This window comes from Algorimicrobium echini, from assembly GCF_900115185.1.
GTDB classification, from domain to species: Bacteria; Bacteroidota; Bacteroidia; order Flavobacteriales; family Flavobacteriaceae; genus Algorimicrobium; species Algorimicrobium echini.
In genome coordinates this window covers 26,393-51,075 of the sequence record NZ_FOVN01000001.1, presented here as the reverse complement: position 1 = coordinate 51,075, position 24,683 = coordinate 26,393, and the positions used below count along the sequence as shown (strand labels likewise).

Annotated in this window: 22 protein-coding genes; 15 read left to right on the top strand and 7 right to left on the bottom strand. The window is 34.6% G+C overall.

Annotated features, from left to right (window positions below; translation table 11 throughout):
- Both BM239_RS00240 and BM239_RS00235 read right to left on the bottom strand, forming a co-directional pair.
- On the bottom strand, positions 1-2,001 hold the full coding sequence (locus BM239_RS00240) for a ComEC/Rec2 family competence protein (RefSeq protein WP_092205655.1): 2,001 nt from the start codon (positions 1,999-2,001) through the stop codon (positions 1-3).
- Between the two features lie 67 nt (positions 2,002-2,068).
- Positions 2,069-2,590 carry a C40 family peptidase gene (locus BM239_RS00235; protein ID WP_092206724.1) on the bottom strand — a complete coding sequence of 174 codons (522 nt, stop codon included), beginning with the start codon at positions 2,588-2,590 and terminating at the stop codon, positions 2,069-2,071.
- On the opposite strand from BM239_RS00235, the gene BM239_RS00230 reads away from it, so the two are divergent.
- Entirely contained in the window at positions 2,571-3,848 is a 1,278-nt protein-coding gene (locus BM239_RS00230; protein WP_245758156.1) for a DNA cytosine methyltransferase, read from the top strand. The genes BM239_RS00235 and BM239_RS00230 overlap by 20 nt on opposite strands.
- 4 nt (positions 3,849-3,852) lie before the next feature.
- Here BM239_RS00230 and lpxB read toward each other — a convergent pair whose 3' ends face one another.
- Genes lpxB through surE form a run of 3 tightly spaced genes read right to left on the bottom strand, consistent with a single transcriptional unit; the run spans position 3,853 to position 6,023 of the window.
- On the bottom strand, positions 3,853-4,968 hold the full coding sequence (lpxB, locus tag BM239_RS00225; protein WP_092205654.1) for a lipid-A-disaccharide synthase: 1,116 nt from the start codon (positions 4,966-4,968) through the stop codon (positions 3,853-3,855).
- Position 4,969: 1 nt separating this feature from the next.
- Positions 4,970-5,254: a hypothetical protein gene (locus BM239_RS00220; protein ID WP_092205653.1), complete on the bottom strand. Its 285-nt coding sequence runs from the start codon at positions 5,252-5,254 to the stop codon at positions 4,970-4,972.
- Entirely contained in the window at positions 5,247-6,023 is a 777-nt protein-coding gene (surE, locus tag BM239_RS00215) for a 5'/3'-nucleotidase SurE (protein ID WP_092205652.1), read from the bottom strand. Before surE ends, BM239_RS00220 begins: the two co-directional genes overlap by 8 nt.
- A gap of 153 nt (positions 6,024-6,176) precedes the next feature.
- Between surE and BM239_RS00210 the strand changes: the two genes are divergently transcribed.
- Positions 6,177-8,333, top strand: a complete 2,157-nt coding sequence (locus BM239_RS00210) for a carboxy terminal-processing peptidase (protein WP_092205651.1) — start codon at positions 6,177-6,179, stop codon at positions 8,331-8,333.
- 7 nt (positions 8,334-8,340) lie between these two features.
- Complete coding sequence (locus BM239_RS00205) at positions 8,341-9,429, top strand: ABC transporter permease (RefSeq protein ID WP_092205650.1); 1,089 nt, start codon at positions 8,341-8,343, stop codon at positions 9,427-9,429.
- A gap of 13 nt (positions 9,430-9,442) precedes the next feature.
- Here the strand turns inward: BM239_RS00205 and yihA are convergent, their stop codons facing one another.
- A complete protein-coding gene (gene yihA, locus BM239_RS00200; RefSeq protein WP_092205649.1) occupies positions 9,443-10,045 on the bottom strand; it encodes a ribosome biogenesis GTP-binding protein YihA/YsxC in 603 nt (200 codons plus the stop codon).
- 40 nt (positions 10,046-10,085) lie between these two features.
- Positions 10,086-10,850 carry an alpha/beta fold hydrolase gene (locus BM239_RS00195; protein ID WP_092205648.1) on the bottom strand — a complete coding sequence of 255 codons (765 nt, stop codon included), beginning with the start codon at positions 10,848-10,850 and terminating at the stop codon, positions 10,086-10,088.
- A 295-nt stretch (positions 10,851-11,145) separates the two neighbouring features.
- Here BM239_RS00195 and mraZ point away from each other — a divergent pair, with 295 nt between their 5' ends.
- From mraZ to ftsA, 12 genes are read left to right on the top strand one after another with little or no spacing between them, the layout of a single operon-like run.
- Positions 11,146-11,616 (top strand): division/cell wall cluster transcriptional repressor MraZ, encoded by a 471-nt coding sequence (mraZ, locus tag BM239_RS00190; RefSeq protein ID WP_092205647.1) that lies wholly within the window; start codon positions 11,146-11,148, stop codon positions 11,614-11,616.
- Positions 11,603-12,499: a 16S rRNA (cytosine(1402)-N(4))-methyltransferase RsmH gene (rsmH, locus tag BM239_RS00185; protein WP_092205646.1), complete on the top strand. Its 897-nt coding sequence runs from the start codon at positions 11,603-11,605 to the stop codon at positions 12,497-12,499. The genes mraZ and rsmH overlap by 14 nt, the downstream gene beginning before the upstream one ends.
- Before the next feature lie 16 nt (positions 12,500-12,515).
- A complete protein-coding gene (locus BM239_RS00180; protein ID WP_092205645.1) occupies positions 12,516-12,833 on the top strand; it encodes an FtsL-like putative cell division protein in 318 nt (105 codons plus the stop codon).
- Between the two features lie 60 nt (positions 12,834-12,893).
- Entirely contained in the window at positions 12,894-14,846 is a 1,953-nt protein-coding gene (locus BM239_RS00175; RefSeq protein ID WP_092205644.1) for a penicillin-binding protein, read from the top strand.
- Positions 14,843-16,306, top strand: a complete 1,464-nt coding sequence (locus BM239_RS00170; RefSeq protein ID WP_092205643.1) for a UDP-N-acetylmuramoyl-L-alanyl-D-glutamate--2,6-diaminopimelate ligase — start codon at positions 14,843-14,845, stop codon at positions 16,304-16,306. The genes BM239_RS00175 and BM239_RS00170 overlap by 4 nt, the downstream gene beginning before the upstream one ends.
- Before the next feature lies 1 nt (position 16,307).
- The gene (gene mraY / locus BM239_RS00165) at positions 16,308-17,549 is read left to right on the top strand and encodes a phospho-N-acetylmuramoyl-pentapeptide-transferase (protein WP_092205642.1); all 1,242 of its coding nucleotides are present in this window, start codon (positions 16,308-16,310) and stop codon (positions 17,547-17,549) included.
- Positions 17,550-17,570: 21 nt separating this feature from the next.
- Positions 17,571-18,902 carry a UDP-N-acetylmuramoyl-L-alanine--D-glutamate ligase gene (gene murD / locus BM239_RS00160; protein ID WP_092205641.1) on the top strand — a complete coding sequence of 444 codons (1,332 nt, stop codon included), beginning with the start codon at positions 17,571-17,573 and terminating at the stop codon, positions 18,900-18,902.
- A gap of 56 nt (positions 18,903-18,958) precedes the next feature.
- The gene (locus tag BM239_RS00155; protein ID WP_092205640.1) at positions 18,959-20,152 is read left to right on the top strand and encodes an FtsW/RodA/SpoVE family cell cycle protein; all 1,194 of its coding nucleotides are present in this window, start codon (positions 18,959-18,961) and stop codon (positions 20,150-20,152) included.
- A 22-nt stretch (positions 20,153-20,174) separates the two neighbouring features.
- Complete coding sequence (murG, locus tag BM239_RS00150) at positions 20,175-21,290, top strand: undecaprenyldiphospho-muramoylpentapeptide beta-N-acetylglucosaminyltransferase (protein WP_092205639.1); 1,116 nt, start codon at positions 20,175-20,177, stop codon at positions 21,288-21,290.
- Positions 21,287-22,639, top strand: a complete 1,353-nt coding sequence (gene murC, locus BM239_RS00145; RefSeq protein ID WP_092205638.1) for a UDP-N-acetylmuramate--L-alanine ligase — start codon at positions 21,287-21,289, stop codon at positions 22,637-22,639. The genes murG and murC overlap by 4 nt, the downstream gene beginning before the upstream one ends.
- Positions 22,629-23,348 (top strand): cell division protein FtsQ/DivIB, encoded by a 720-nt coding sequence (locus BM239_RS00140; protein WP_092205637.1) that lies wholly within the window; start codon positions 22,629-22,631, stop codon positions 23,346-23,348. The genes murC and BM239_RS00140 overlap by 11 nt, the downstream gene beginning before the upstream one ends.
- A gap of 3 nt (positions 23,349-23,351) precedes the next feature.
- On the top strand, positions 23,352-24,674 hold the full coding sequence (gene ftsA / locus BM239_RS00135; protein WP_092205636.1) for a cell division protein FtsA: 1,323 nt from the start codon (positions 23,352-23,354) through the stop codon (positions 24,672-24,674).
- Positions 24,675-24,683 lie beyond the last annotated feature (9 nt).

The following is a 24,683-nucleotide window of genomic DNA, read 5'->3' as shown; positions in this document are numbered from 1 at the left end:
TTAGTCTTCTTTCAATATAAAAGCGCCTTTTTCACCTGTATAGTGAAAAAGGCGTTTTCGCTTTCTACAGGTTTCTGTCCATCGCTTTACATAGGATTTGAAGTTGCTACCATCAGCAATAATAACCTTGGGATTTAATGAGTCTATAAGTCGATTTAAATTAATTTTTGGCGATTGACTCAAAATAATATATTCCGGATGAAATGATATATTTTGATAAATGCCCAAACTGTCGATTATTAAAAATTGTTTTTGGTTGAACCGATATACATTTTGAATAGCTTGGTAGTCTATTTGCTTAATAAAACTCCCAACACGGTAATTTGGTATGTTATAATCTAAATTCAATTTTAGGCTATCCAAATCGTGAAATACCTGCAAGTTTAATCCAGATTTTTTACTCATCATGCTGTGTCTGCTTTTATGGAATACAACTAATTCATTCCTGCTACTATACCAATACTGATTAAAAAACAGACCTATTTGAAACATACAGGTTACTACCAAAGCACATACAAGTCTGCTGAATGATTTGGATATAAAATACCTCGTGAAAAGCAGAATTATTAGATATAATCCAATAACGAGAAACCAATTCATGGGAATATCTTTAAAAATAAAAGCTTCCTGATGCGCAATCCATTTAAAAAAGTGATTCATTAGGCTAATAATATCGCCAAAAATATCTGTGAGCAAACTTTTAGGTACACCGATTAAAGCCATCCCGAAAATTAACAATCCGTAGCCTAAAATAAATCCTAAAAATGGAATCACAACCACATTCGTTAATAAAAATAATCCTGGAAATTGATGAAAATAAAAAAGACTTAAAGGGAAAATTCCTAATTGTGCGGCCAATGAAACCGTTATTAATGTGATTATTTTATTTGGAAACCAAAATGGTGTTTTTAATTGTTTAAATAGCAAAGGATGGATAGCAACAATGCCAATAACAGCTAAATAGCTTAATTGAAACCCAATTTCAAATAGTATCATTGGGTTAAATATGAGTAATATAAAAGCTGAAATGGCCAGTGTGTTATAAATGTTATAAGGTCGTTTTAAATACATGCCTATTGTAATTACACTAAACATGGTTACGGCTCGTAAAATGGAAGGTGATAATCCAGCAATAACAGCATAACTCCATAGTATAAAAAGTATAATGATGGCTGTTAAGTAGCGACCATATTTAATGCGTATAAACGGTTTAAACAACCACTTTAAAATAAACAGGATAATGCCTATGTGTAACCCAGAAATCGCTAAAATATGAATAGCGCCAGCATTTACATAATCAGAGTATAATTCCTTGTCAATATCTTGACGCTGCCCTAAAAGTAGTGCATTTATGACCGCCAATTCAGATGTGCTATAATTGTATTTCTGGAGACTTTTATTAATGCGTTGCCTTACAAAATCAGCCAAACCATAAATGCTGTGTTTTTTAGTTGATAGAACAGAAATAAATTTAGCTTGGCTATAAATTTGAGCATAAATTTGATGGTTTTCTAAATACCTTTTGTAATCAAATTGATGCGGATTTAAAGGTTTGTAAAGTTCTTGTAAACTGCCGTTGATTTCAATTTTATCATCTACTTGAAAATTCAATAAACTGCTGTCCTTACTAATATTTAGTAAAATATTTCCAAAAACAGGACTCCCATTTATGGTTTTTATTTCAGCAACGTAGCGTTGGTTGAATGAATTAGGTTTTAAAACTTCTAAAATCTGTAATTGGAATTGTGAAAATTTGCTTTCAGAAATTTTATATTCATAGGTGTAATGATGCTTGTAGTTTAAATGATTATGGACCTTCATACTTAAATTTCCCAAGCTTAAAATCATGGTATAGCAGGTTAATCCAAACCAAATGGATTGTTTAAATTGGTTTCGGTTTATAAAATAAGTGATGGTAAGTGTAAATAGAAGTAGGAGTGTTATAATCACAGACAGTTTCAGCGATAATGCCAACTGCAAACTCACTAAAATGCCTAACATAAAAAAACATGTTAGTTTAACTATTGGAAAATCAAGAAGTTTCACAATAGTAAGTTACGAAAATAACTTACAAGATTCGTCTGGCTTGAACGAAAGCAAAGTACCAATACTTTTCAGAAAGCTCTGAAATCATAACACCACGACTTGTGGACGCATGAATAAATTCAACAAAACCAGTGCGAGACTCTGTTACAATTCCAACATGATTAACGTTTCGGCTATTTTTATTGGTAGCAAAAAATAACAAATCGCCTTTTTTTACTTCTTTTACATCAACCCAATCACCTGTTACAGCTAATTGAGACGTGGTTCGTGGCAATTGAATGGCTTCTTTTTTAAATGATGTAACAACAAGACCAGAACAGTCCATTCCCTTTTTAGTGGTTCCACCATACTTATACTTTACACCATCAAAAGTTTTAGCATAATCAATAATCGATTCTGCAGTAGTTTCATAAGTGCTGCTGGTATTCGTGCTTCGAGTAGGTGCTGATTTATAGGTGCGTTTGGATGGTTTAGACGCATTTTTTGTCGACTTACAAGCCGAAAAACAGAATAAACATAGTAAAATGAGTAAGCTTTTTTGCATGTTTCCAAAAATACACATTTTTGTTATAAAAAATAATAACAACTTAAAAAGTTGGTTGGTCAACACGTATAAAACGGTTACTTTTAAACTTTCAAAGGAATTTTACAATATGAATGTAGTGGATTTGTTTTCGGGTTGTGGAGGGTTAGCACTTGGTTTTAAATGGGCTGGATTTCAAACGTTATTAGCTAGTGATGTTGACGAAAATTGTGAAAAAACTTATACTTACAACTTTCCAGATGTGCCGTTTATTAAAAACGATCTACGAGACATTTCAACAAATGAATTAAAAAAACACCTTTTAAAAACGGTAGATGTGGTTGTTGGTGGTCCGCCTTGTCAAGGGTTTTCATTAGCCAATAAAAATAGAAATAAAGCAAAGTCAGACCCTAGAAACGAATTGTTTTATGAGTTTGTACGCGTGGTTACCGATTTACAACCCAAAGCTTTTGTAATGGAAAATGTGCGTGGCTTGTTATCCATGCAAAAAGGGCAGGTTATTAAACTTATGCAAAAAGAGTTTGAAAATGCTGGAATAGGATATCAGGTAGACTATCAAGTGCTTACAGCGTCAGACTACGGTGTGCCACAAAATAGACAACGGGTTATTATGATTGGCATCCGAAAGGATTTAAATAAACAGCCTGTTTTTCCAAAGAAAACTTACAAAAAACCAGTTACCGTTTGGGACGCTATTTCCGATTTGCCACAAATAAACGCATCGGAAGGAACCGAAAAAATGACGTATAAAACGAAAGCATCAAATGCCTACCAAGAATTTATTAGGAAACAAAGCACGTTGGTTTATAATCACATAGCTATGCGTCATACCCAACGATTAATTAGTCGGTTTCAGGTAATTAAGGCAGGCGAATCATTGGCTCATGTATCGCAAGAGCATGCGGCTGTAAAGCGCGGAAACCCGAAAGAGAAGTCGAAAATAGTTTTTTCGCAAAATAATCAACGCTTACATGCCGATAAGCCTGCGCCAACTATTGCAGCTTCATTTCAAAGTAATTTTATTCATCCGTTTTTACATCGAAATTTTACGGCTCGTGAAGGTGCGCGATTGCAATCTTTTCCTGATACCTTTATTTTTCAAGGTATGCGTACCAAAATGAGTTGGGAAAAGGGTTTGAGTCAATATCAGCAAATTGGGAATGCGGTTCCTCCATTATTGGGGTATGCCATTGCTAAATCCTTGCAAGAAACGCTTACAGGTATTGATATTTCAAACAAAAAATTATTTGAAAATTAACCTACTATGTAATAAGCGACTTGTATATGAGTTGAGCCGTTTTAGCGCTTGCACCTTTACCACCTAATTTTTTTTCAAGTTCGTAATAATCCAAAAAGAGTTTGTTTCTAGTTGATTGATCAAGAATTTTATCGAGTTCGATTTTGAGATTTTTTCGGGTAAAATCATCTTGAATTAATTCAGTTACAACTTCTTTGTCCATAATTAAGTTTACTAACGATATGTACTTAATATGTTTTACCAAACGTTTGCCAATTTGGTAGGACAGCCAACTGCCCTTATAGCAAACCACTTCTGGAACTTTAAATAAAGCAGCTTCTAGTGTTGCTGTTCCTGATGTTACCAATGCTGCAGAGGCAACACTTAATAAGTCGTAGGTTTTATTTGAAATAAAATGGACATTAGAGTTTTTAATAAACTGCTTATAGAAATCATAATCCTGACTTGGAGCACCTGCAATTACAAATTGATGGTTTGGATAATCAGGTGTCAAACTTAACATTACTGACAACATTTTAGAAATCTCTTGTTTTCTACTGCCAGGTAATAGTGCAATTATTGGTTTTTCGCTTAATTCGTTCTCGGCTCTAAATGCCGTTTCGCTTATTTGTTCACGACCAGATATAGCATCAATAAGTGGGTGGCCAACAAATGTTACAGGATAATTATGGGTTTTATAAAATGTTTCAACAAACGGTAAAATGACATACATGGCATCAATATCCCGTTTAATATCTTTTACACGACCTGCTCTAGAAGCCCAAACCTGTGGTGAAATATAATAATTGGTTTTAAAGCCTTGTTTTTTAGCCCATTTAGCAATTCGCAGGTTAAAACCAGAATTGTCTATGAAAACAATAGCATCTGGTTGGTATTCGGAAATATCGGTTTTACATAAATCGAAATCTTTAAAAATTGCCGATATGTTCATAATTACTTCAGCAAAACCCATAAAAGAACGTTCTTTATAATGTTTTACTAAAGTGCCACCAACAGCTTCCATTAAGTCGCCTCCCCAAAAACGGAATTCAGCTTTTGGGTCCTCTTTTTTTAGGGCTTTCATCAAGTTGGAACCATGTAAATCCCCTGATGCTTCGCCAGCAATTATATAATATTTCATACTATATAAATTTAAACAAAAACGTTGAAACTGCAATGATAACGGTTGCTAAAAGGACACCCCTTGCTCGATAATCTTGTTTTTTCTTAATAAAAATAAAAAAGGTTATCAAATTTAAAATAGCACCTAAACTAACTAGTTTTCCTAAAAAACCTTCCGCCGAAGCATTTTTTAGTGCTAATATAATATCTTGGTGATTCCCTAAAGCCATGGCAGCTAAATAAACACCTATAGCATTGGCAATTAAACCAACTAGTAGACCTATAAAAACTTCTTTTTTAATCATTAAAATTCCATGTATTTAATTGCTGCACGTAATGGTGAGCGGTTAAATCAAATTGAACAGGAACAACAGAAACATAACCGTTTTCTAATGCCCATTCATCAGTGTCTTCTCCTTTATCTAAATTAACAAATTTTCCTGTTAACCAATAGTAATCTTTGCCTTGTGGAGTTTGTCGCTTATCAAACTCTTCTTGCCAATTAGCTTTTGCCTGTCGGCAAACTTTAATGCCTTTAATAGCGTCATTCTTAATGTTAGGAATGTTTACATTTAGAACAACATCCTTGGGTAAGCCATTTTTTAAAACCTCTTGGGTAACTTTTTTAGCAACTATTTTAGCAGCTGAAAAATCAGCGTTATAATTGTAATCCAAAAGTGAAAAACCAATAGCGGGAATACCTTCAATTCCAGCCTCTAAAGCGGCACTCATGGTTCCTGAATAAATTACATTAATTGATGAGTTTGAACCATGGTTTATGCCTGAAACACAAAGGTCTGGACGTCTGTCAAGAATTTCATTAACCGCTAACTTTACACAGTCAGCTGGTGTGCCAGAGCAACTAAATTCAGTGCGCCCAGATTCATCAATTTTTACACGCTCTAAATGGAGTGTAGAATTTATGGTAATAGCATGTCCCATAGCGCTTTGCGGACTGTCTGGTGCTACTACAACAATATCGCCCAAATCTTGAACAGCTTCTATTAATGCGCGAACGCCAGGTGCAGTTATTCCATCGTCATTTGTGACTAGAATCAGTGGTCTTTTTGTCATTTTTTTACCGTATATTAAGGGTGCTAAAATACATAAAATCGTGCGTAATGCCTGAATTTATATGGTTTAACAAAAAATTAATAGCAATTGGTTAAATTGGCATGGTTTTTTCGTTAATTTAGTGAAAAATAATCTATGCTTTTTTTGAGACTTATGAAAAGGAATTATAACATATTAGTGCTCTTGCTCCTTCTAGCATTTGCATCCTGTAGTTTTACTACCAAAACATTTGATGATCCAGATAAGGATAAACTGCTTATTCAAGTAATAACTTACGTTTTAGAGCGTGGTCATTTTGATCCTAAAGCTATGGACGATACATTTTCGGAAGCAGTTTACACTGACTATTTGGATCAAATTGATCCGTTGAAACAATACTTTTATAAATCGGATATTGAAGAATTTTCGAAGTATAAAAAAGAATTAGACAACCAGTTAAAAGCTTACGACATTTCATTCTTTAACTTAACTCATGAGCGTTTAATTAAGCGTATCGAGGAAGCTAAAGTAATTTATAAGGATATTTTAGCAAAGCCTTTCGACTATTCTAAAAACGAAACCTATGATGCAGATTATGATAATATAGGTTACGTAAAAAATAAGAAAGAGTTAATTGACCGTTGGAGACAACGTTTAAAGTACAGTAATTTATCAAATTATGATGAGTTAATGTACGAACAAAAAAATTTAGAGAAAACGAATGCGCAAGCAGATTCTTTAAAGATTGATCGTGTTGCTAAAAAATCAGTAGCAGAAATTGAAAAAGAATCGCGCGAAGCTACTTTGAAAACAATAGACGTTTACTACAACGATTATATTGATGATATGGATCGTGATGACTGGTTTGTTATGTATATCAATGCTATTGCTCAAGAATTTGATCCTCATACAACCTATTTTGCGCCACAAGATAAAGAAGCTTTTAACCAAGACATGGCTGGAAAGTTAGAAGGTATTGGTGCTCGCTTACAAAAGCGAAATGATAATACTAAAATTGTTGAATTAATTTCTGGAGGACCTGCTTGGAGAGGTAAAGAATTAGAAGTTGGCGATATAATAGTGAAAGTGCGTCAAGAATACGAAAAAGAGCCTGTTACAATAACAGGAATGCGTATTGATGATGCTATTAAACTCATAAAAGGCCCTAAAGGAACAAACGTGTTTTTAACTGTTAAAAAGGTGGATGGTACATCTAAAGTTATTAAAATTACACGTGATATTGTTGAAATAGAAGAAACTCATGCAAAATCAGCTTTTGTTGAAAAAGATGGTAAGAAGTTTGGCGTTATTAATTTACCAAAATTTTATGCTGATTTTGAAGATTATCAAAAGTTAAATGCCGCTACAGATGTTAAGAACGAAATTATTCGACTTAAAAAGCAAGGCATGGAAGGTCTAGTATTGGATTTACGGAATAATGGTGGAGGCTCACTACAAGCTGTTGTTGAAATGGCAGGTTTGTTTATTGAAGATGGTCCAATAGTTCAAGTACGTTCAACACAAAATCCTAAAGAAGTATTAAATGATACCGATAAATCTATTGTTTGGGATGGTCCATTAGTCATCCTAGTCAATGAGTTTTCAGCATCAGCATCCGAAATTATGGCAGCTGCTATGCAAGATTATAAACGCGCTATTATAATTGGAAGCAAACAAACCTACGGAAAAGGAACTGTTCAATCATTTTACGATTTAAATGATATGGTTAGGAATAATAAAGAAGGCGATTTGGGTGCTTTAAAAGTAACTAGACAAAAATACTATAGAATAAATGGAGGATCGGTACAATTGGAAGGTGTAAAAAGTGATGTAATAGTTCCAGACCGTTTCAGTTTTATTGATATTGGTGAAAAGGATCAGAAAAATCCGCTTTCTTGGGATGAAATAGATGCTGCCGATTATAAATTATGGGAAGGATATTTTGATTACGATACAACCATTAAAATGAGTAATGAGCGTATGAAGAATAATGAACAATTAAAGTTAATTGCTGATAATGCACAATGGGTTCGTGCTAGAATGGATGAAAAAACCTATCCATTAAATTATGAAGAATACAAAGCACAATTGGACGCTAATGAAACAGAGTCCAAAACATTTGATAAAATCGGCGAGTATAAAACGAATTTAACTTATGAATCTTTACCCTATGAACAGCAGCTATTTGAACAGGATACGGTTTTAAGGGATAAGCGTCAGCGCTGGCATGAAAGTTTAAGTAAGGACGTTTATGTGGAAGAGGCATTGCATGTTTTAGAAGATTTAAAAACATCATATAATATTAAAAAAATAGCGACAGTTAAGGATTAAAGAATTCATGAGTCAACAATCAAACTCATTAAGTCAATTAGCGCTCCAGAAATTTAAGAAAGATTTCTGGGGCGTTTTTAGTTTGGGATTTATTGTTTTTATTGGGCTCATTTCCATATTTGCATATGTAATAGCGCCTGATAATTCGCAGTATGCGAATCAGATGCATTTATCTATTCATTCAAAAAAACCCGGGTTTGCGGTTCAAATGCTGACCATTCCGCAACAATCAGAAATTGAACAATCGTTCCTGTCAAATGTGTTTTTTGGAAAAAAAATTCAAGATACTGAAATCCCAATAACGGCTTATTCTATCCAAAATAATACATTATCCTATACAGAATATGCGTCTGATGGTTTAGAGGGTTTGACTAAATCAATAGGAATGAACGGCCTTTCTGAACATGAATTAATTTCAAATAAAACCTTTCTTTTTGGTACTGATAAATATGGTCGAGATCTATTAAGTAGGATACTTGTTGGTGCTAGAATATCTTTTTTTATAGGTTTTATAGCTGTTTTTATCTCTTTGGTAATTGGCATTTTTATGGGTAGTGTGGCTGGCTATTTTGGTGGTCGCGTGGATGCTATTATTATGTGGTTTATAAATGTGTCTTGGTCTATACCAACCTTGCTTTTAGTAATTGCCATTACGTTAGCTTTAGGAAAAGGTTTTTGGCAAGTATTTATCGCTGTAGGATTAACCATGTGGGTAGAAGTGGCTCGTGTTGTGCGTGGTCAAGTAATGGGTGTAAAAGAAATGCAGTATGTTACTGCGGCTCGTGCGCTAGGATTTAATGATTTTAGAATAATTACCAAGCATATTTTACCAAACATTATGGCACCAGTTATTGTTATTTCGGCAGCTAATTTTGCAGCCGCTATTCTAATTGAAAGTGGTTTGAGCTTTTTGGGTATTGGAGCACAACCACCTATGGCAAGTTGGGGAGCTATGATAAAAGATCATTATAACTATATCATACTTGGCAAGCCGTATTTGGCATTAATTCCAGGGTTTTGTATTATGAGCTTGGTTATGGCATTTATGCTCATGGGTAATGCGCTTCGGGATGCTTTAGATGTGAAGTCGTCATAATAATTAACAGCACTCACTCCATCATGTTTTCATTCAGCTCATGAATGTAATTCAAGACATCCTCTTTACCAATACTTTTTGAGGAAGATGTAATAAAGTAATTGGGCATATCGACCCATGTTTCTAGCATAATAGCACTGTAATCGGCTACATGGTTTAAAATGGCTTGCGGTTTGAGCTTATCAGCTTTGGTGAAAATTATGGAAAAAGGAATGCCGTTTTCACCCATCCATGCCATAAACTCTAAATCTATTGGCTGCGGTTTGTGTCTAATATCCACTAAAACAAAAGCGGATACCAATTGCTCGCGTTGTGTAAAGTAATCAGTTATAAATTTCTGAAACGTTTTCTTTGAGCTTTTAGAAACACGTGCATACCCATATCCTGGTAAATCTACCAAATACCAATTTTTATTAATTAAAAAATGGTTTATGAGTTGTGTTTTTCCTGGTCTTCCTGATGTTTTAGCTAAACTCTTTCTGCTGGTAAGCATGTTGATTAATGAGGATTTCCCAACATTACTTCGGCCAATAAAGGCATATTCAGGAACCAAGTTTTTGGGACATTTTGCAACATCAGAATTGCTCATTACAAATTCTGCCGATTTAATTTCCATAGCTTTTTCCCAGAATTTTGGGTTTTTAAGAGTTACTGTTTTATAGTCCGCGTTTTGTTAACCAACCATCTAGAATGGTGTTAAATTCATCGGGATGTTCCATCATGGCTGCGTGGCCACATTTATCAATCCAAAATAATTCTGAATCTGGTAATAGTTCATCAAATTCAACTGCCACTTCTGGAGGTGTAACCGTATCGTTTTTTCCCCAAATAATACAAGTTGGTGTCTTCATATTTGGCAAATCTTTTGCCATGTTATGACGGATAGCGCTTTTAGCAATAGCCAAGGTTTTTATTAGTTTGTGTCTGTCGTTTACAGTTTCATAAACTTCATCAACAATGGCTTTTGTAGCTACTTCAGGATCGTAAAAAACATCTTGAGCTTTTTTCTTAATTACCTCATAATCACTACGCTTTGTATAACCGCCTCCCATAGCGCTTTCGTAAAGTCCAGAGCTTCCTGTTATAATTAAGCCTTTTACTTTTTCAGGATATAATTTAGTGTGGTACAATCCAATATGACCACCCAAGGAGTTTCCCAATAAGATTACATCTTCAAGCTCTTTAAATTCTATAAAGTCATGTAGGTATTTGGCAAAACTTTTAACGTTTGTCTTTAAAAGCGACATGGAGTAAATTGGTAATTCGGGAATAATTACCCGATATCCTTTTTGACTGAAATAGTTGGTTACAGAGTCAAAATTACTCAATCCACCCATTAAACCATGTAAAACAATTATGGGTTTACCTTCACCTACCTCTATGTAACTATAGCTTTTTTCTTTTTTTAATCTGTGCGCCATTAATTGGTTAGTCTTTTCTTTAAAACAAATATAGGTAAATCATTGATAATATATCCATATTTCTTGAAACCTCCAAGGTTGAAATCTATTCAAGATATTAACAATTGAATTATGTTAAAATTTAGTATGGTTTAAATACTTGATAGGTAATAGATAAGGTGCTTGTTTGGGTGTTTATGAGCCCATTTAACAACAGATAATCGAAAAATTATCAACAAAGTGGTAGAAAGTGGTAAAAGGTGGTAAAATTTTCAATATATTTGAAACTTAAACCCGAGAATCGACAAAAACCGCTTTGAGCTCATTAATAGGAACATACGAATGTAAAGTAGACGCAAAAGGACGTTTGATGTTGCCTGCTGCGCTGAAAAAACAATTAGCGCCAGCTCTTCAAAATGGTTTTGTTCTGAAGCGAGCAGTTTTTCAACCGTGTTTGGAATTGTATCCAATGGCAGAATGGGAGGCGCTTATGCAGAAAGTTAATAAGCTTAATCGGTTCAAGAAAAAGAACAATGATTTTATCCGTCGTTTTACGGCTGGTGTAAAGATTGTTGAAGTTGATGCTACAGGGCGTTTGCTTATTCCAAAGGATTTGGTGGTTTTTGCAGATATTTCAAAAGAAATTGTGATGTCTAGTGCAATAAACATAGTTGAGATTTGGGATAAAGATAAATACGAACAGGTTATTGATGATGCCACAGGCGATTTTGCCGATTTGGCTGAAGAGGTAATGGGACAAGACGATGACGACTATGGAATATCATAATCCAGTTTTACTCAAAGAAACCGTTGATGGTTTAAATATCAAAGAAGACGGTGTTTATGTGGATGTTACCTTTGGAGGTGGTGGGCATAGCAGGGAAATATTAAAGCGTTTAGGGGTGAATGGGAAGCTTTATGCTTTTGATCAAGATCCAGATGCACTTGAGAACACAATTGATGACGAGCGCTTTACGCTAATTCATGAAAATTTTCAGTTTATGAAGCGTTTTTTGCGATTCTACGGTGTGAAAGCGGTAGATGGTATTTTAGCTGATTTTGGCGTGTCGTCTCATCAGTTTGATGTGGCAGAACGTGGTTTTTCTACCCGATTTGAGGCAAATTTAGATATGCGAATGAATCAGAAAAGTGAGTTGTCTGCATATCATGTTGTCAATGATTATGAAGAAGCGCAAATAAGTCAAGTGCTTTGGCAATACGGTGAATTACGGCAGGCAAATGCTATGGCTCGCGCCATTTTAGAATATCGAAAAACAGAACCAATAAAAACTAGCGATCAATTGAAATTGGCTTTAAAGCCATTTCTTCAACATAAAAAGGAGAATAAAGTATTAGCACAAATATATCAAGCTATTCGTATTGAAGTAAATCAGGAGATAGAAGTGTTAAAAGCGTTCTTGTTACAAGCGCCAGAAATTTTGGTTCCAGGTGGGCGTTTAAGTGTTATCTCTTATCACTCTTTGGAAGATAGGCTGGTAAAACGATTTATACGAAATGGGCTTTTTGAAGGTGAACCAGAGCGTGATGTCTATGGTAATTTTGAAGTGCCATTAAAAAAAGTTGGTAGTTTAATTGTACCGTCGAAAGAGGAGGTTAAGGCAAATAATCGAGCAAGAAGTGCTAAACTTAGAATAGCTAAAAAAATATAATTCTATTAAATATACAATGAAAAAAGGGTTTAATAACATACTAAAAGGAACGTTTTTAATAAACGAAGATGCGCCTAAAAGCTGGCGGATGATTTTGTTTGTTTCTGTTTTAGCAATTGTTATGATAGCCAGCTCACACAGTGCAGACAAAAAAGTGCATCACATTGCCCGATTAAATAATGAAGCTAAAGAGTTGCGGTCGGCTTTTGTTGATGGTAGGACGCGCTTAATGGAGCTGAAAAAAGAAACCGTTGTAGAATTGAAAATGGAAAAAAAAGGATTGGCAATTTCTGAAATTCCACCAACCAAGATTAAAGTTAAATCTCAAAAGTAGTTCAGCTTGGCAACAAACGAGAAGAACATATTAAACCGATTGTATTTTGTAGCAGGATGTATGTTCATCTTCGCTCTAGCAGTTGTGTTTAAACTTTTAAGCATCCAAATGCTACATGGTGAAAAATACCGAAGCATGGCCGAAGAGCGCATTATAGATAATGTAGTAATTCCTGCCAACCGAGGTAATGTTTACTCGGCTAATGGTAATTTATTGGCTACCTCTATTCCAAAATACGATATTCGTATAGATGCATTAACGCCAACCTCTACTCGGTTTGAATCACTGTTAAAACCATTATGCGATTCACTATCTAAATTTTCAGGAAAGCCATCGTCTTACTATCAAAAAGAAATTAGAAAAGCACGTGCTAATAAAAACAGATATTATTTGCTAGCTCGCGATATTGGGTATTCAGATTATGTGCGTATTCGTAATTTTCCATTATTGAGTTTGGGTGCTTTTAAAGGTGGTTTAATTGTTGAGCAAACAACGAAACGGGAGCATCCTTTAGGTGGAATTGCACAAAGATCCATTGGGTATGAGCGTTTTGATGAAAATGGCAACGCAACTCGAGCTGGAATTGATGGTGCATTTGGGGTTAAATATTTACGTGGTACAGATGGTAGGCGTTTAAAACAAAAAATTGGAAAAGGGCAATGGAAACCTATTGCAGATTTTAATCAAATAGAACCACAAGATGGTTATGATGTTTACACGACCTTAAGTGTTAATATTCAAGATATAGCACATCATGCTTTATTGCAGCAGTTGGAGTTTTATCAAGCAGAGCACGGTTGTGTTGTTGTAATGGAGGTGGCTACAGGCGAAATTCGTGCAATTTCTAATCTAGGAAAAACGAAAAGCGGTGGATATTATGAAAAATTAAATTATGCTGTAGGTGAATCTCATGAGCCTGGCTCTACGTTTAAAGTAATGGCTTTAATGGCAGCTTTGGAAGATAAGGTTATTGATACATCAACAATTGTCGATACCAAAAAAGGTCGGAAAATGTTTTATGGTCGTGCAATTACAGATTCCAAGCATGGTGGTTACGGGAAAATTTCGGCAGCTCGTGCATTAGAGGTTTCTTCCAATATTGGGTTGGCTTCTATAATAGACGAGCATTACTCTAAAAGCCCTGAAAAATTTATCAATCGTATAAAGAGTTGGTCGTTACACAAGCCTTTAGGACTGCCTATTCTGGGTGAAGGTAAACCGGTAATACCTAGTCCAGGTGATGATATTTGGAGTAAGAATGCTTTGCCTTCCATGGCCTACGGTTACAATATGGAATTAACACCGTTGCAAACTCTTACATTTTATAATGCTATTGCTAATAATGGTGTTATGGTGAAACCGCGTTTTATTAAATCAGTAAAAGAGCTCGATAAAAATATAGAAACGTTCGAAAAGTATATCATCAATAAGAAAATAGCATCGGATAAAACCATCAAGGAAATGCAGGAAATTTTGAAGAATGTGGTTGTTCGTGGCACAGGAAATTCGTTGTACTCACCTTATTTTTCTATGGCTGGCAAAACTGGAACTGCTAAAGCAGAGTATTGGAAAGAAGACTGGAATGAAAATAAACGGTATGTATCTTCATTTGCAGGTTATTTTCCAGCTGAAAACCCTAAATATTCATGTATTGTGGTTATTCATAAACCAAGTGTCAAGAAAGGCTTTTATGGAGCTGATGTTTCAGGTCCAGTTTTTAAACGGATTGCTCAAAAAATCTTCACCGATACACCAATAATAGATGAGGTTGAGACTTTGGAAGTAAATGATATTGCGGTGAACGCTGAATATAACGCCTATTTTAAAACAGCACAAACCTATAGAACTATCATGCCAAATGTTATTGGCTTGCCAGCTATGGATGCCATAGCTCTATTGGAAAACATGGGGTTAAAGGTGAAAGTGGAAGGTGTTGGTCCAGTAAAAGGTCAGTCTATTTCTAAAGGCCAAAAAATAAAGAAAAACCAAATAGTAACTATTCAAGCGTCATGATGATATTAAAAGACATACTCTATAAAGTACCCTTACTTGCTGTTGCAGGAAGTACAACTGTGTCTGTTAATAATCTAGTTTTCGATTCTAGAAAGGTAACTACAAAGGATGTGTTTATTGCTATAAAAGGCACGGTTTCAGATGGTCATGATTATATTCAAACAGCCATTAAACAAGGCTGTGTGGCTGTTATTTGTGAGCACATGCCAGATACTTTAGCTGATAATGTAGTTTATGTTGAAGTAAGAAATACATCGAGTGCTTTGGCTATTATGGCTTCAAATTTTTATGGTATGCCTTCGGCTAATTTAAAGCTAGTTGGTGTTACAGGTACTAATGGTAAAACAACAATTGCCACCTTGTTGTACCAATTGTTTAAAAGTGCTGGTTACAAAGTTGGATTATTGTCTACCGTTAAAATTATGGTAAACGATATGGAATTCAAGGCCACACATACTACACCAGATTCTATAACTATTAATAGCTATTTAAAGCAAATGAATGATGCTGGAGTCGAGTTTTGTTTTATGGAAGTTAGCTCGCATGGTATTCACCAGAAACGGACTGAAGGTTTGCACTTTAAAGGTGGGATTTTCACCAATTTAACACACGACCATTTAGATTATCATAGCAGTTTTGCAGAATATCGCGATGTTAAAAAGGCATTTTTCGATGGGCTTTCTAAAGATGCATTTGCACTTGTAAATGTAGATGATAAAAATGGTTTAGTGATGTTGCAGAATTCCGCAGCTAAAAAATATACCTACGCCTTAAAAAGTTATGCAGATTATAAAGCGCAAATTTTAGAAAATCAGTTTACAGGATTATTGTTAAAAATTAATGATAACGAAGTTTGGACACGTTTAATTGGGAGTTTCAATGCTTATAACGTGTTGGCTATTTACGCAACCGCTGAATTATTAGGGTTAGAAAAAGTTGAAATTTTACGGTTGGTAAGCGATTTAAAAAGTGTTTCAGGTCGTTTTCAGTATCTAATTTCAGAATCAAAAATCACTGCTATTGTAGATTATGCACACACACCTGATGCTTTGAAAAATGTATTGGAAACCATTAATAGCATCCGAACAAAAAACGAAGAACTTATAACGGTTGTTGGTTGTGGTGGTGATCGCGATAAAACCAAGCGACCAAAAATGGGGCATATTGCTTCCGCTTTGAGTACTCAAGTTGTTTTTACCAGTGATAATCCACGAACAGAAAATCCAGAAACGATTTTAAATGAGGTAGAAGCAGGTGTTGAGCCTCAAAATTTTAAAAAGACCGTTTCAATAATTAATAGAAAACAAGCCATTAAAACAGCTTGTCAAATGGCAAAACCCAATGATATTATTCTTATTGCTGGGAAAGGGCATGAAACCTATCAAGAAATACATGGTGAACGTTTTGATTTCGATGATTTTAAAATTGTTCAAGAATTATTAAAACAATTAGAAAAATAATATGCTGTATTACCTATTTGAATATTTAGACAAGTATTATGATTTTCCAGGCTCTGCTTTATTTGGTTTCTTAACCTTTAGAGCGGCTGTGACTATCATATTGTCCTTGTTGATATCTACAATTTTTGGGAGACGAATTATTCGTTTTCTTCAAAAACAACAAGTAGGTGAAACCATTCGCGATTTAGGTCTAGACGGTCAAGTAGAGAAAGCTGGAACGCCAACTATGGGTGGAATTATTATTATTCTAGCAACCTTAATTCCTGTGTTGTTATTTGCGAAATTAGGAAACATTTACATCATTCTATTAGTTATTACCACGCTTTGGATGGGAACTATTGGGTTTATTGATGATTATATCAAGAAATTTAAAAATGACAAAGAAGGTTTAAAAGGCCGATTTAAAGTGCTTGGTCAAGTTGGTTTAGGGATTATAGTCGGTGCTACTTTATATTTTCATCCAGATGTTACATTAAAAGAAAAATTACCACAAGAGCAACAGCAAGAAATACTAGCAGCAAACCCAGATGTTGAATCATCAAAGTTGTTTCAAATGGAAGAAAAATCTACGAAAACAACCATTCCATTTGTGAAAGAAAATGAATTCGACTATGCAGACTTAATCACATGGATAAGTCCAGATCTGGAAAAGTATGCTTGGATTATTTTTATTCTAGCTGCTATTTTCATCATTACTGCCGTTTCCAATGGTGCCAATCTTACGGATGGAATTGATGGCCTGGCAGCAGGAACTTCAGCCATTATTGTCTTAACGCTGGGCATTTTTGCATGGGTATCTGGTAATATCGTTTTTTCAGATTATTTAAATATCATGTATATACCGCGTGTTGAGGAAATTACTATTTATATAGCGGCTTTTGTAGGTGCGCTCATAGGTTTCCTGTGGTACAATACCTATCCTGCTCAAGTTTTTATGGGAGATACAGGTAGCTTAACCATAGGCGGAATTATAGCCGTAATTGCCATAGCTGTAAGAAAAGAGTGGTTAATTCCTGTGTTATGTGGGATTTTCTTGGCAGAAAACCTATCTGTCGTCATGCAGGTAAGTTGGTTTAAATATACCCGAAAGAAATACGGTGAAGGACGGCGGATATTTAAAATGTCCCCTTTACACCATCACTATCAAAAATCAGGTTATCATGAAAGTAAAATAGTGACACGGTTTTGGATTATTGGCATTTTACTCGCCATTATTTCCATTGTAACCTTGAAAATTAGATAGTAATAAAAGCCTTGATTTAAAATGAAACGATTAATCGTACTAGGTGGAGGAGAAAGTGGTGTAGGAGCCGCTCTTTTAGGAAAGGCTAAAGGGTTTAAAGTTTTTGTTTCCGATAAAGGGAAAATTAAAGAGAAATATATAAACGTTCTTAAACATAATGAGATTGAATGGGAGTCTGAACAGCATACAGAATCACAAATTTTAAATGCAGATTTGGTTGTAAAAAGCCCTGGAATTCCAGATACGGTTTCAATTGTCAAGCAATTAAAGGCAAAAGATATTTCAGTGATTTCTGAAATTGAATTTGCAACAAGATACACAAAAGCAACCCTTGTGGGTATTACTGGTAGCAACGGAAAAACGACAACTGCTTCATTAACGCATCACGTGTTAAAACAGGAACTAGAAGTGGGATTGGCAGGGAATATAGGTGACAGTTTTGCAAAGCAAGTTTTGGAAAATAATTTTCCAAATTATGTGCTAGAAATAAGCAGTTTTCAATTGGATAACTGCATGTATTTTAAACCACATATAGCGGTTTTGTTGAATATAACACCAGATCATTTGGATCGGTATGATTATGAGTTTGATAAGTATATCGCCTCAAAATTTAGAATTGCAATGAATCAAACATCAGAAGATTATTTGATTTATGATGCTGATGACGCCGTAATCACCAATTGGCTTGAGAAACATCCAGTTCAATCAACATTATTACCATTTTCATTAACGAAAATTATTGGAAATGGTGCGTATTTAGAAAATGAGACATTAAAAATAACAATAGATAATAACCAAATAATTATGCCAACAAAGGATATAGCATTACAAGGAAAACACAATATTAAGAATGCCATGGCAGCGTCTACCGTTGCACACTTATTAAAAATAAGAAAACAAACTATTCGTGAAAGTTTAGAAAATTTTCATGGTGTAGAACACCGGTTGGAACAAGTATTGAAAATTAATAAGGTGAATTATATTAACGATTCTAAAGCCACAAACGTTAATGCCACCTATTACGCTTTAGAAAGCATGAATGCACCAACCATTTGGATTGTTGGAGGGCAAGATAAAGGCAACGATTATCAAGAGTTATTTCCATTTATTAATGAAAAAGTAAAGGCCATTATCTGTTTAGGAATTGATAATAAAAAACTATTTGAAAATTTTGAGTCTATGGTAGATATCATGGTTGAAACACAATACATGAGTGAAGCTGTAAAAATAGCTTATAAAATTGCCGAGTCTGGTGATAATGTCCTGCTGTCTCCTGCGTGCGCAAGTTTTGACTTGTTCGAAAACTATGAGGATCGCGGACGTCAATTTAAAGAAGCAGTAAGAAATTTATAAAAAAAAGAAATTAGGGTAAGGAATTAAAAGTGAATAAAAAATAATATAGATATTAAGTGCATCCAATATTTAAAAACATAAAAGGCGATAGATTAATTTGGGCAATAGTTGCGTTGTTGGCTATATTTTCTTTTTTACCCGTTTATAGTGCTGCTAGTAATTTAGCATATAATGGAGTGGGTAGGGGAACGTTTTCAATATTTTTTGGACATATAATGCATTTGGTTTTAGGATTTCTAATTGTATTTATAGTTCATAAAATGCCATATCGGTATTTCAGGGCTATTTCTATTTTGTTATTACCTGTGGTTCTAATGTTGTTGGTTTTAACACTAATGCAAGGATCGTCCAGTTCTGGTACCAATACCAGCCGTTGGATACAAATTCCTGTGGTAGGAATGTCCTTTCAAACATCCACTTTTGCTTTTGTAGTGCTTATGGTTTATGTGGCTCATTATATGTCTAAAATAAAAGATAAGGTCATTACTTTTAAAGAGTCTATTTTGCCCTTATGGATGCCAGTGTTTTTTGTATTGGCACTAATTTTACCAGCTAACTTTTCAACAGCTGCCATTATGTTTTGTATGGTGGTGCTTTTAGTTTTTATTGGCGGCTATCCTGTTCGCTATCTGGCTGTAATTATTGGCTTAGGTATTGTTGCTTTAACACTTTTTATTTTAACAGCTAAAGCTTTTCCGGATGCTATGCCAAATCGTGTGGATACTTGGATGAGTCGTGTGGAAAGTTTTTCTGATGATGCTGTAACTGAAGAGGATTACCAAATAGAAAAAGCTAAAATAGCCATAGCTACTGGAGGTGTTAAAGGGGTTGGTCCTGGTAAGAGCTATCAGAAAAATTTTTTACCACAATCATCATCAGATTTCATTTTTGCTATTATCGTTGAGGAATACGGTTTAATAGGTGGTTTTTCAGTCTTGTTTTTGTATTTGGCATTACTTTTCCGTATTGTAATTGTTTCTCAAAAATCAGATACCATATTCGGAAAATTAGTGGTTTTAGGTGTGGGTTTACCTATAGTTTTTCAAGCTTTGATAAATATGGCTGTAGCAGTACAATTATTTCCGGTTACTGGACAAACGCTGCCTTTAATAAGTAGTGGAGGAACTTCTATTTGGATGACGTGTTTGGCACTTGGAATTATATTAAGTGTTAGCGCAAAACGAGAAGAGATTGTAAATAATGAGCAACGCGAAGAGAGCCCTTTAGATATTTTAACGGAAACAATTTAATAAGTAGAAATTATACATTTTTGTGACAACAAATAATAAAACATATAAAATAATTCTTTCAGGAGGTGGAACAGGTGGTCACATTTATCCAGCGGTAGCTATTGCTAACGAATTAAAGTCGCGTTTTCCAAACGCTGAATTTTTATTTGTTGGAGCAAAAAACCGTATGGAAATGGATAAAGTACCGCAGGCTGGCTATAAAATTATTGGCTTGTGGATTTCTGGAATTCAACGAGAATTAACGCTTAAAAATTTAAGCTTTCCATTTAAATTGATGAGCAGTTTATGGAAGTCACGAAAAATTATTGCCAATTTTAAGCCCGATGTTGTAATAGGTACTGGTGGTTTTGCAAGTGGTCCGTTGTTGCAGGTTGCTACTTCTCAAGGGATTCCTAGTTTAATTCAAGAGCAAAATTCGTATCCAGGAATTACTAATAAATTGTTAGCTAAAAAAGCACACAAAATTTGTGTTGCTTATGATGGCCTAGAACGGTTTTTTCCAAAAGATAAAATCATAAAAACGGGTAATCCTGTTAGAGAGGATTTGTTGCATATTACTAAAAAACGGGATGAAGCTTTTGAGAAATTTTCAATTGAAAAAGATAAAAAAACCATTCTTGTTCTTGGTGGAAGTTTAGGAGCAAGACGTATTAATGAATTGATTGAAAAAGAGCTGGATTTTCTACTAACACATAATATTCAAGTTATTTGGCAATGTGGTAAGTTGTATTATGATAAATATAAAATTTACAATCACACTAAAAATATTCAAGTACATGCATTTATAAATAATATGGCTTGTGTGTATGCGGCTGCCGATATTATTATATCAAGAGCTGGAGCAATTTCTGTTTCAGAATTATGTATCGTAGGGAAACCTGTTATTTTTATTCCTTCGCCTAATGTAGCAGAAGACCATCAGGCAAAAAATGCGCAAGCAATTGTTGATGAAGACGCTGCAATTTTAATAACAGAAAATGATTTGGAAGTAGATTTTCAAAATAAATTCACCCAATTAATTATTTCACCAGAGAAACAACAATTTCTTGGTGAAAATATCAAAAAGTTAGCCATGGTCGATGCCACTTCGCATATTGCTGATGTAGTAGAATTACTATTAAATAAATCAAATAAATGAATCTAGACTCAATACATAACGTTTATTTTATTGGTATTGGAGGTATCGGTATGAGTGCGCTTGCTCGATATTTTCATGCGAATGGTAAACGCGTATCTGGATATGATAAAACACCAACCGACATTACGGAAGGTTTAATTGATTTAGGAATTCCAGTTCATTTTGAAGATTCTGTAGCAAATCTAGATGATTATTTATTAAATAGTACCAATACATTGGTGGTTTATACGCCAGCTGTTCCAAAAGACCATAAGGAATTGGTGTATTTTAATAATAGTGGTTATCGGGTTTTAAAACGTTCACAAATACTAGGCTTAATTACTGAAAACACCTTTTGCCTGGCAGTTGCTGGAACGCATGGTAAAACAACAACAACAAGTATTTTAGGGCATATCATGCGTGTCTGTGATGTTCCTGTAACAGCTTTTTTAGGCGGAATTAGCGAAAATTATAATAGCAACCTGATTTTAAATGGAACAGATGTTACTGTAGTAGAAGCGGATGAATTTGATAGGTCTTTTTTAACGCTGTCTCCTAATATAGCATGTATTACTTCCATGGATGCAGATCATTTGGATATTTATGGCGATGCATCAGAATTGGAGAAATCATTCCACGATTTTGCACATAAATTAAAGGAGGAAGGTAAGCTATTTGTAAAAAAAGGCCTGCCAATTAAAGGCCTAACCTATGGTATTGAAGAGGATTCAGATTATAGTATCCATAATATTAAAATTGAAAATGGCACTTATATTTTTGATGTAAAGACGCCAAAAATAATACTTGAAAATTTAGAATTTAACCTACCTGGTAGACATAATTTGTCTAATGCACTAATAGCCTTGGCGATGGCTGTGGAATATGGTTGCCCTCACCAACAGATCGCCAAAGCATTAGCGTCTTATCAAGGCGTAAAACGCAGATTTTCATACCATATTAAGCGTGATGATTTAGTCTATATTGATGATTATGCACATCATCCTCAAGAAATAAATGCCGTGCATCAAGCAGTTCGCGAAATGTATCCTGGGAAGCAAGTTTTAGCTGTTTTTCAACCACATTTATTTAGTAGAACACGTGACTTTGCTGATGATTTTGCTGCAAGTTTATCACAATTTGATGAGGTTGTGTTATTGGATATTTATCCAGCACGTGAATTGCCAATTGAGGGAGTCACATCCACATGGTTATTAGAAAAGATTGGCAACAAAAACAAAGTACTTATTTCAAAATCAGAATTGATTAATAAAGTAAAAGCAAGCCAGGCAGATGTTATTTTAACCATTGGTGCTGGTGATATTGGTGAACAAGTTAAAAACATAAAACACGCTTTAAGCCATGAAGATTAATTGGAATTACATAAAAATGGTTTTTCTACTTGTGTTAGTAGTTGGTCTATTTGCGTTTTCATCCAAGAAAAATGACAAACGGATTGTAAGTTCTCCTGAAATTAATTTTAATGGTGAAGAAAATCTGTTTATAACACATGAAACTGTTAGTAAATTGTTAATAGTAAATCAAGGAGGTGTTAAAAATGTGCCTAAAGAAACCATAGATTTGAATTTATTGGAATCTGCCCTGAATTCTAATCCAATGATTAAGTCAGCCCAAGTGTATGTGCATGTTAACGGACATTTGGTAGCTGAAGTAGAACAAAAAAAACCGATAGCCCGAGTTGAAAATTCGGTGTCTTTTTATATTGATGAGGATGGCAATTTTATGCCGTTATCAACAAATTATACAGCCAGAGTACCGCTAGTAACAGGAAATGTGTCAAAAACAAACCTTGAAAATGTGTATAAAATGGCAATGAAAGTTAAAAACGATGCGTTTTTAAGTAAGCACGTTACAAGTATTCATCAGTATAAAGACATGAGTATATCACTGCGGTTAAGACAATGCCCTTTTGAGGTATATGTTGGTGGTTTAGCAAAATTAGATAAGAAAATAAATAATTTAAAAGTCTTTTATAAAAAGGCATTTAAAGAAAAAATATTGAGTAATTACAGTAAGGTGAATCTGCAGTTTGATAGCCAAGTAGTGTGCACTAAATCTTAAATCATGGAAGGAACTATTGCAATAGGATTAGATATCGGAACCACAAAGATTGTGGCTATGATTGGTCGTAAAAATGAATATGGAAAAGTAGAGATTTTAGGTATTGGAAAATCCAAGAGTTTAGGTGTGCATCGTGGTGTAGTGAATAACATCACACAAACTATTCAATCCATACAGTTGGCAGTTCAAGAAGCTGAAGCAGCCTCCGATGTTAAAATTGAAAACGTAACCGTAGGAATTGCTGGTCAGCATATTCGCAGTTTACAGCACAGTGATTATATAACACGTGCCAATTCCGAATTGGTTATAAACGATGAGGATATAGAAAAGCTCATTAACCAAGTACATAAGTTAGTCATGCTTCCTGGTGAAGAAATAATTCATGTGTTACCACAAGAATATAAGGTAGATGGTCAGGCTGAAATTAAAGAGCCAGTTGGTATGTATGGCGGTAGGTTGGAAGCTAATTTTCATGTGGTTGTTGGGCAAGTATCATCTATCCGAAATGTGGGTCGTTGTATTAAAAGTGCTGGTCTAAATTTGGATGGTATTACACTAGAACCCTTGGCTTCGGCAAATGCGGTTTTAAGTCAAGAAGAAAAAGAAGCAGGTGTTGCTCTGATTGATATTGGTGGAGGAACAACAGATTTAGCTATTTTTAGAGATGGTATTATTCGTCATACGGCTGTTATTCCTTTTGGTGGAAACGTAATAACCGAAGATATTAAAGAAGGATGCTCTATTATTGAAAAGCAAGCCGAATTACTTAAAATAAAATTTGGTTCCGCATGGCCAGGCGAAAATAAAGAAAATGAAATTGTGTCCATTCCTGGTTTAAGAGGACGTGAGCCTAAAGAAATTACCTTAAAAAATTTATCTAAAATTATTCATGCACGTGTTGTTGAAATTATTGAGCAGGTGTACGTAGAGATAAAAAATTACGGTCATGAGGAGCAAAAGAAAAAATTAATTGCAGGAATTGTTTTAACAGGTGGTGGCTCACAATTAAAGCATTTAAAGCAATTGGTAGAATATATAACCGGAATGGATACTAGAATTGGTTATCCAAACGAGCATTTAGCAGGAAATAGCGATGATGAAGTAACTAGTCCGCTTTTTGCAACTGCTGTGGGTCTGGTAATGGATGGTTTAAAACGACAAGAACGTAAAAAAATGGAAGTCGCTTACGAAGAATCTATAAGTGAACCAGAAACTCCGGAAGCGGAAGAACAAGAAACAATTGAAGAACAACCTAAACCACCAAAACGGTCTTTTTTAGACAAGTTTTCAGAGCGTATAAAAGATTTTTTAGATAATGCCGAATAAGGCAAATTT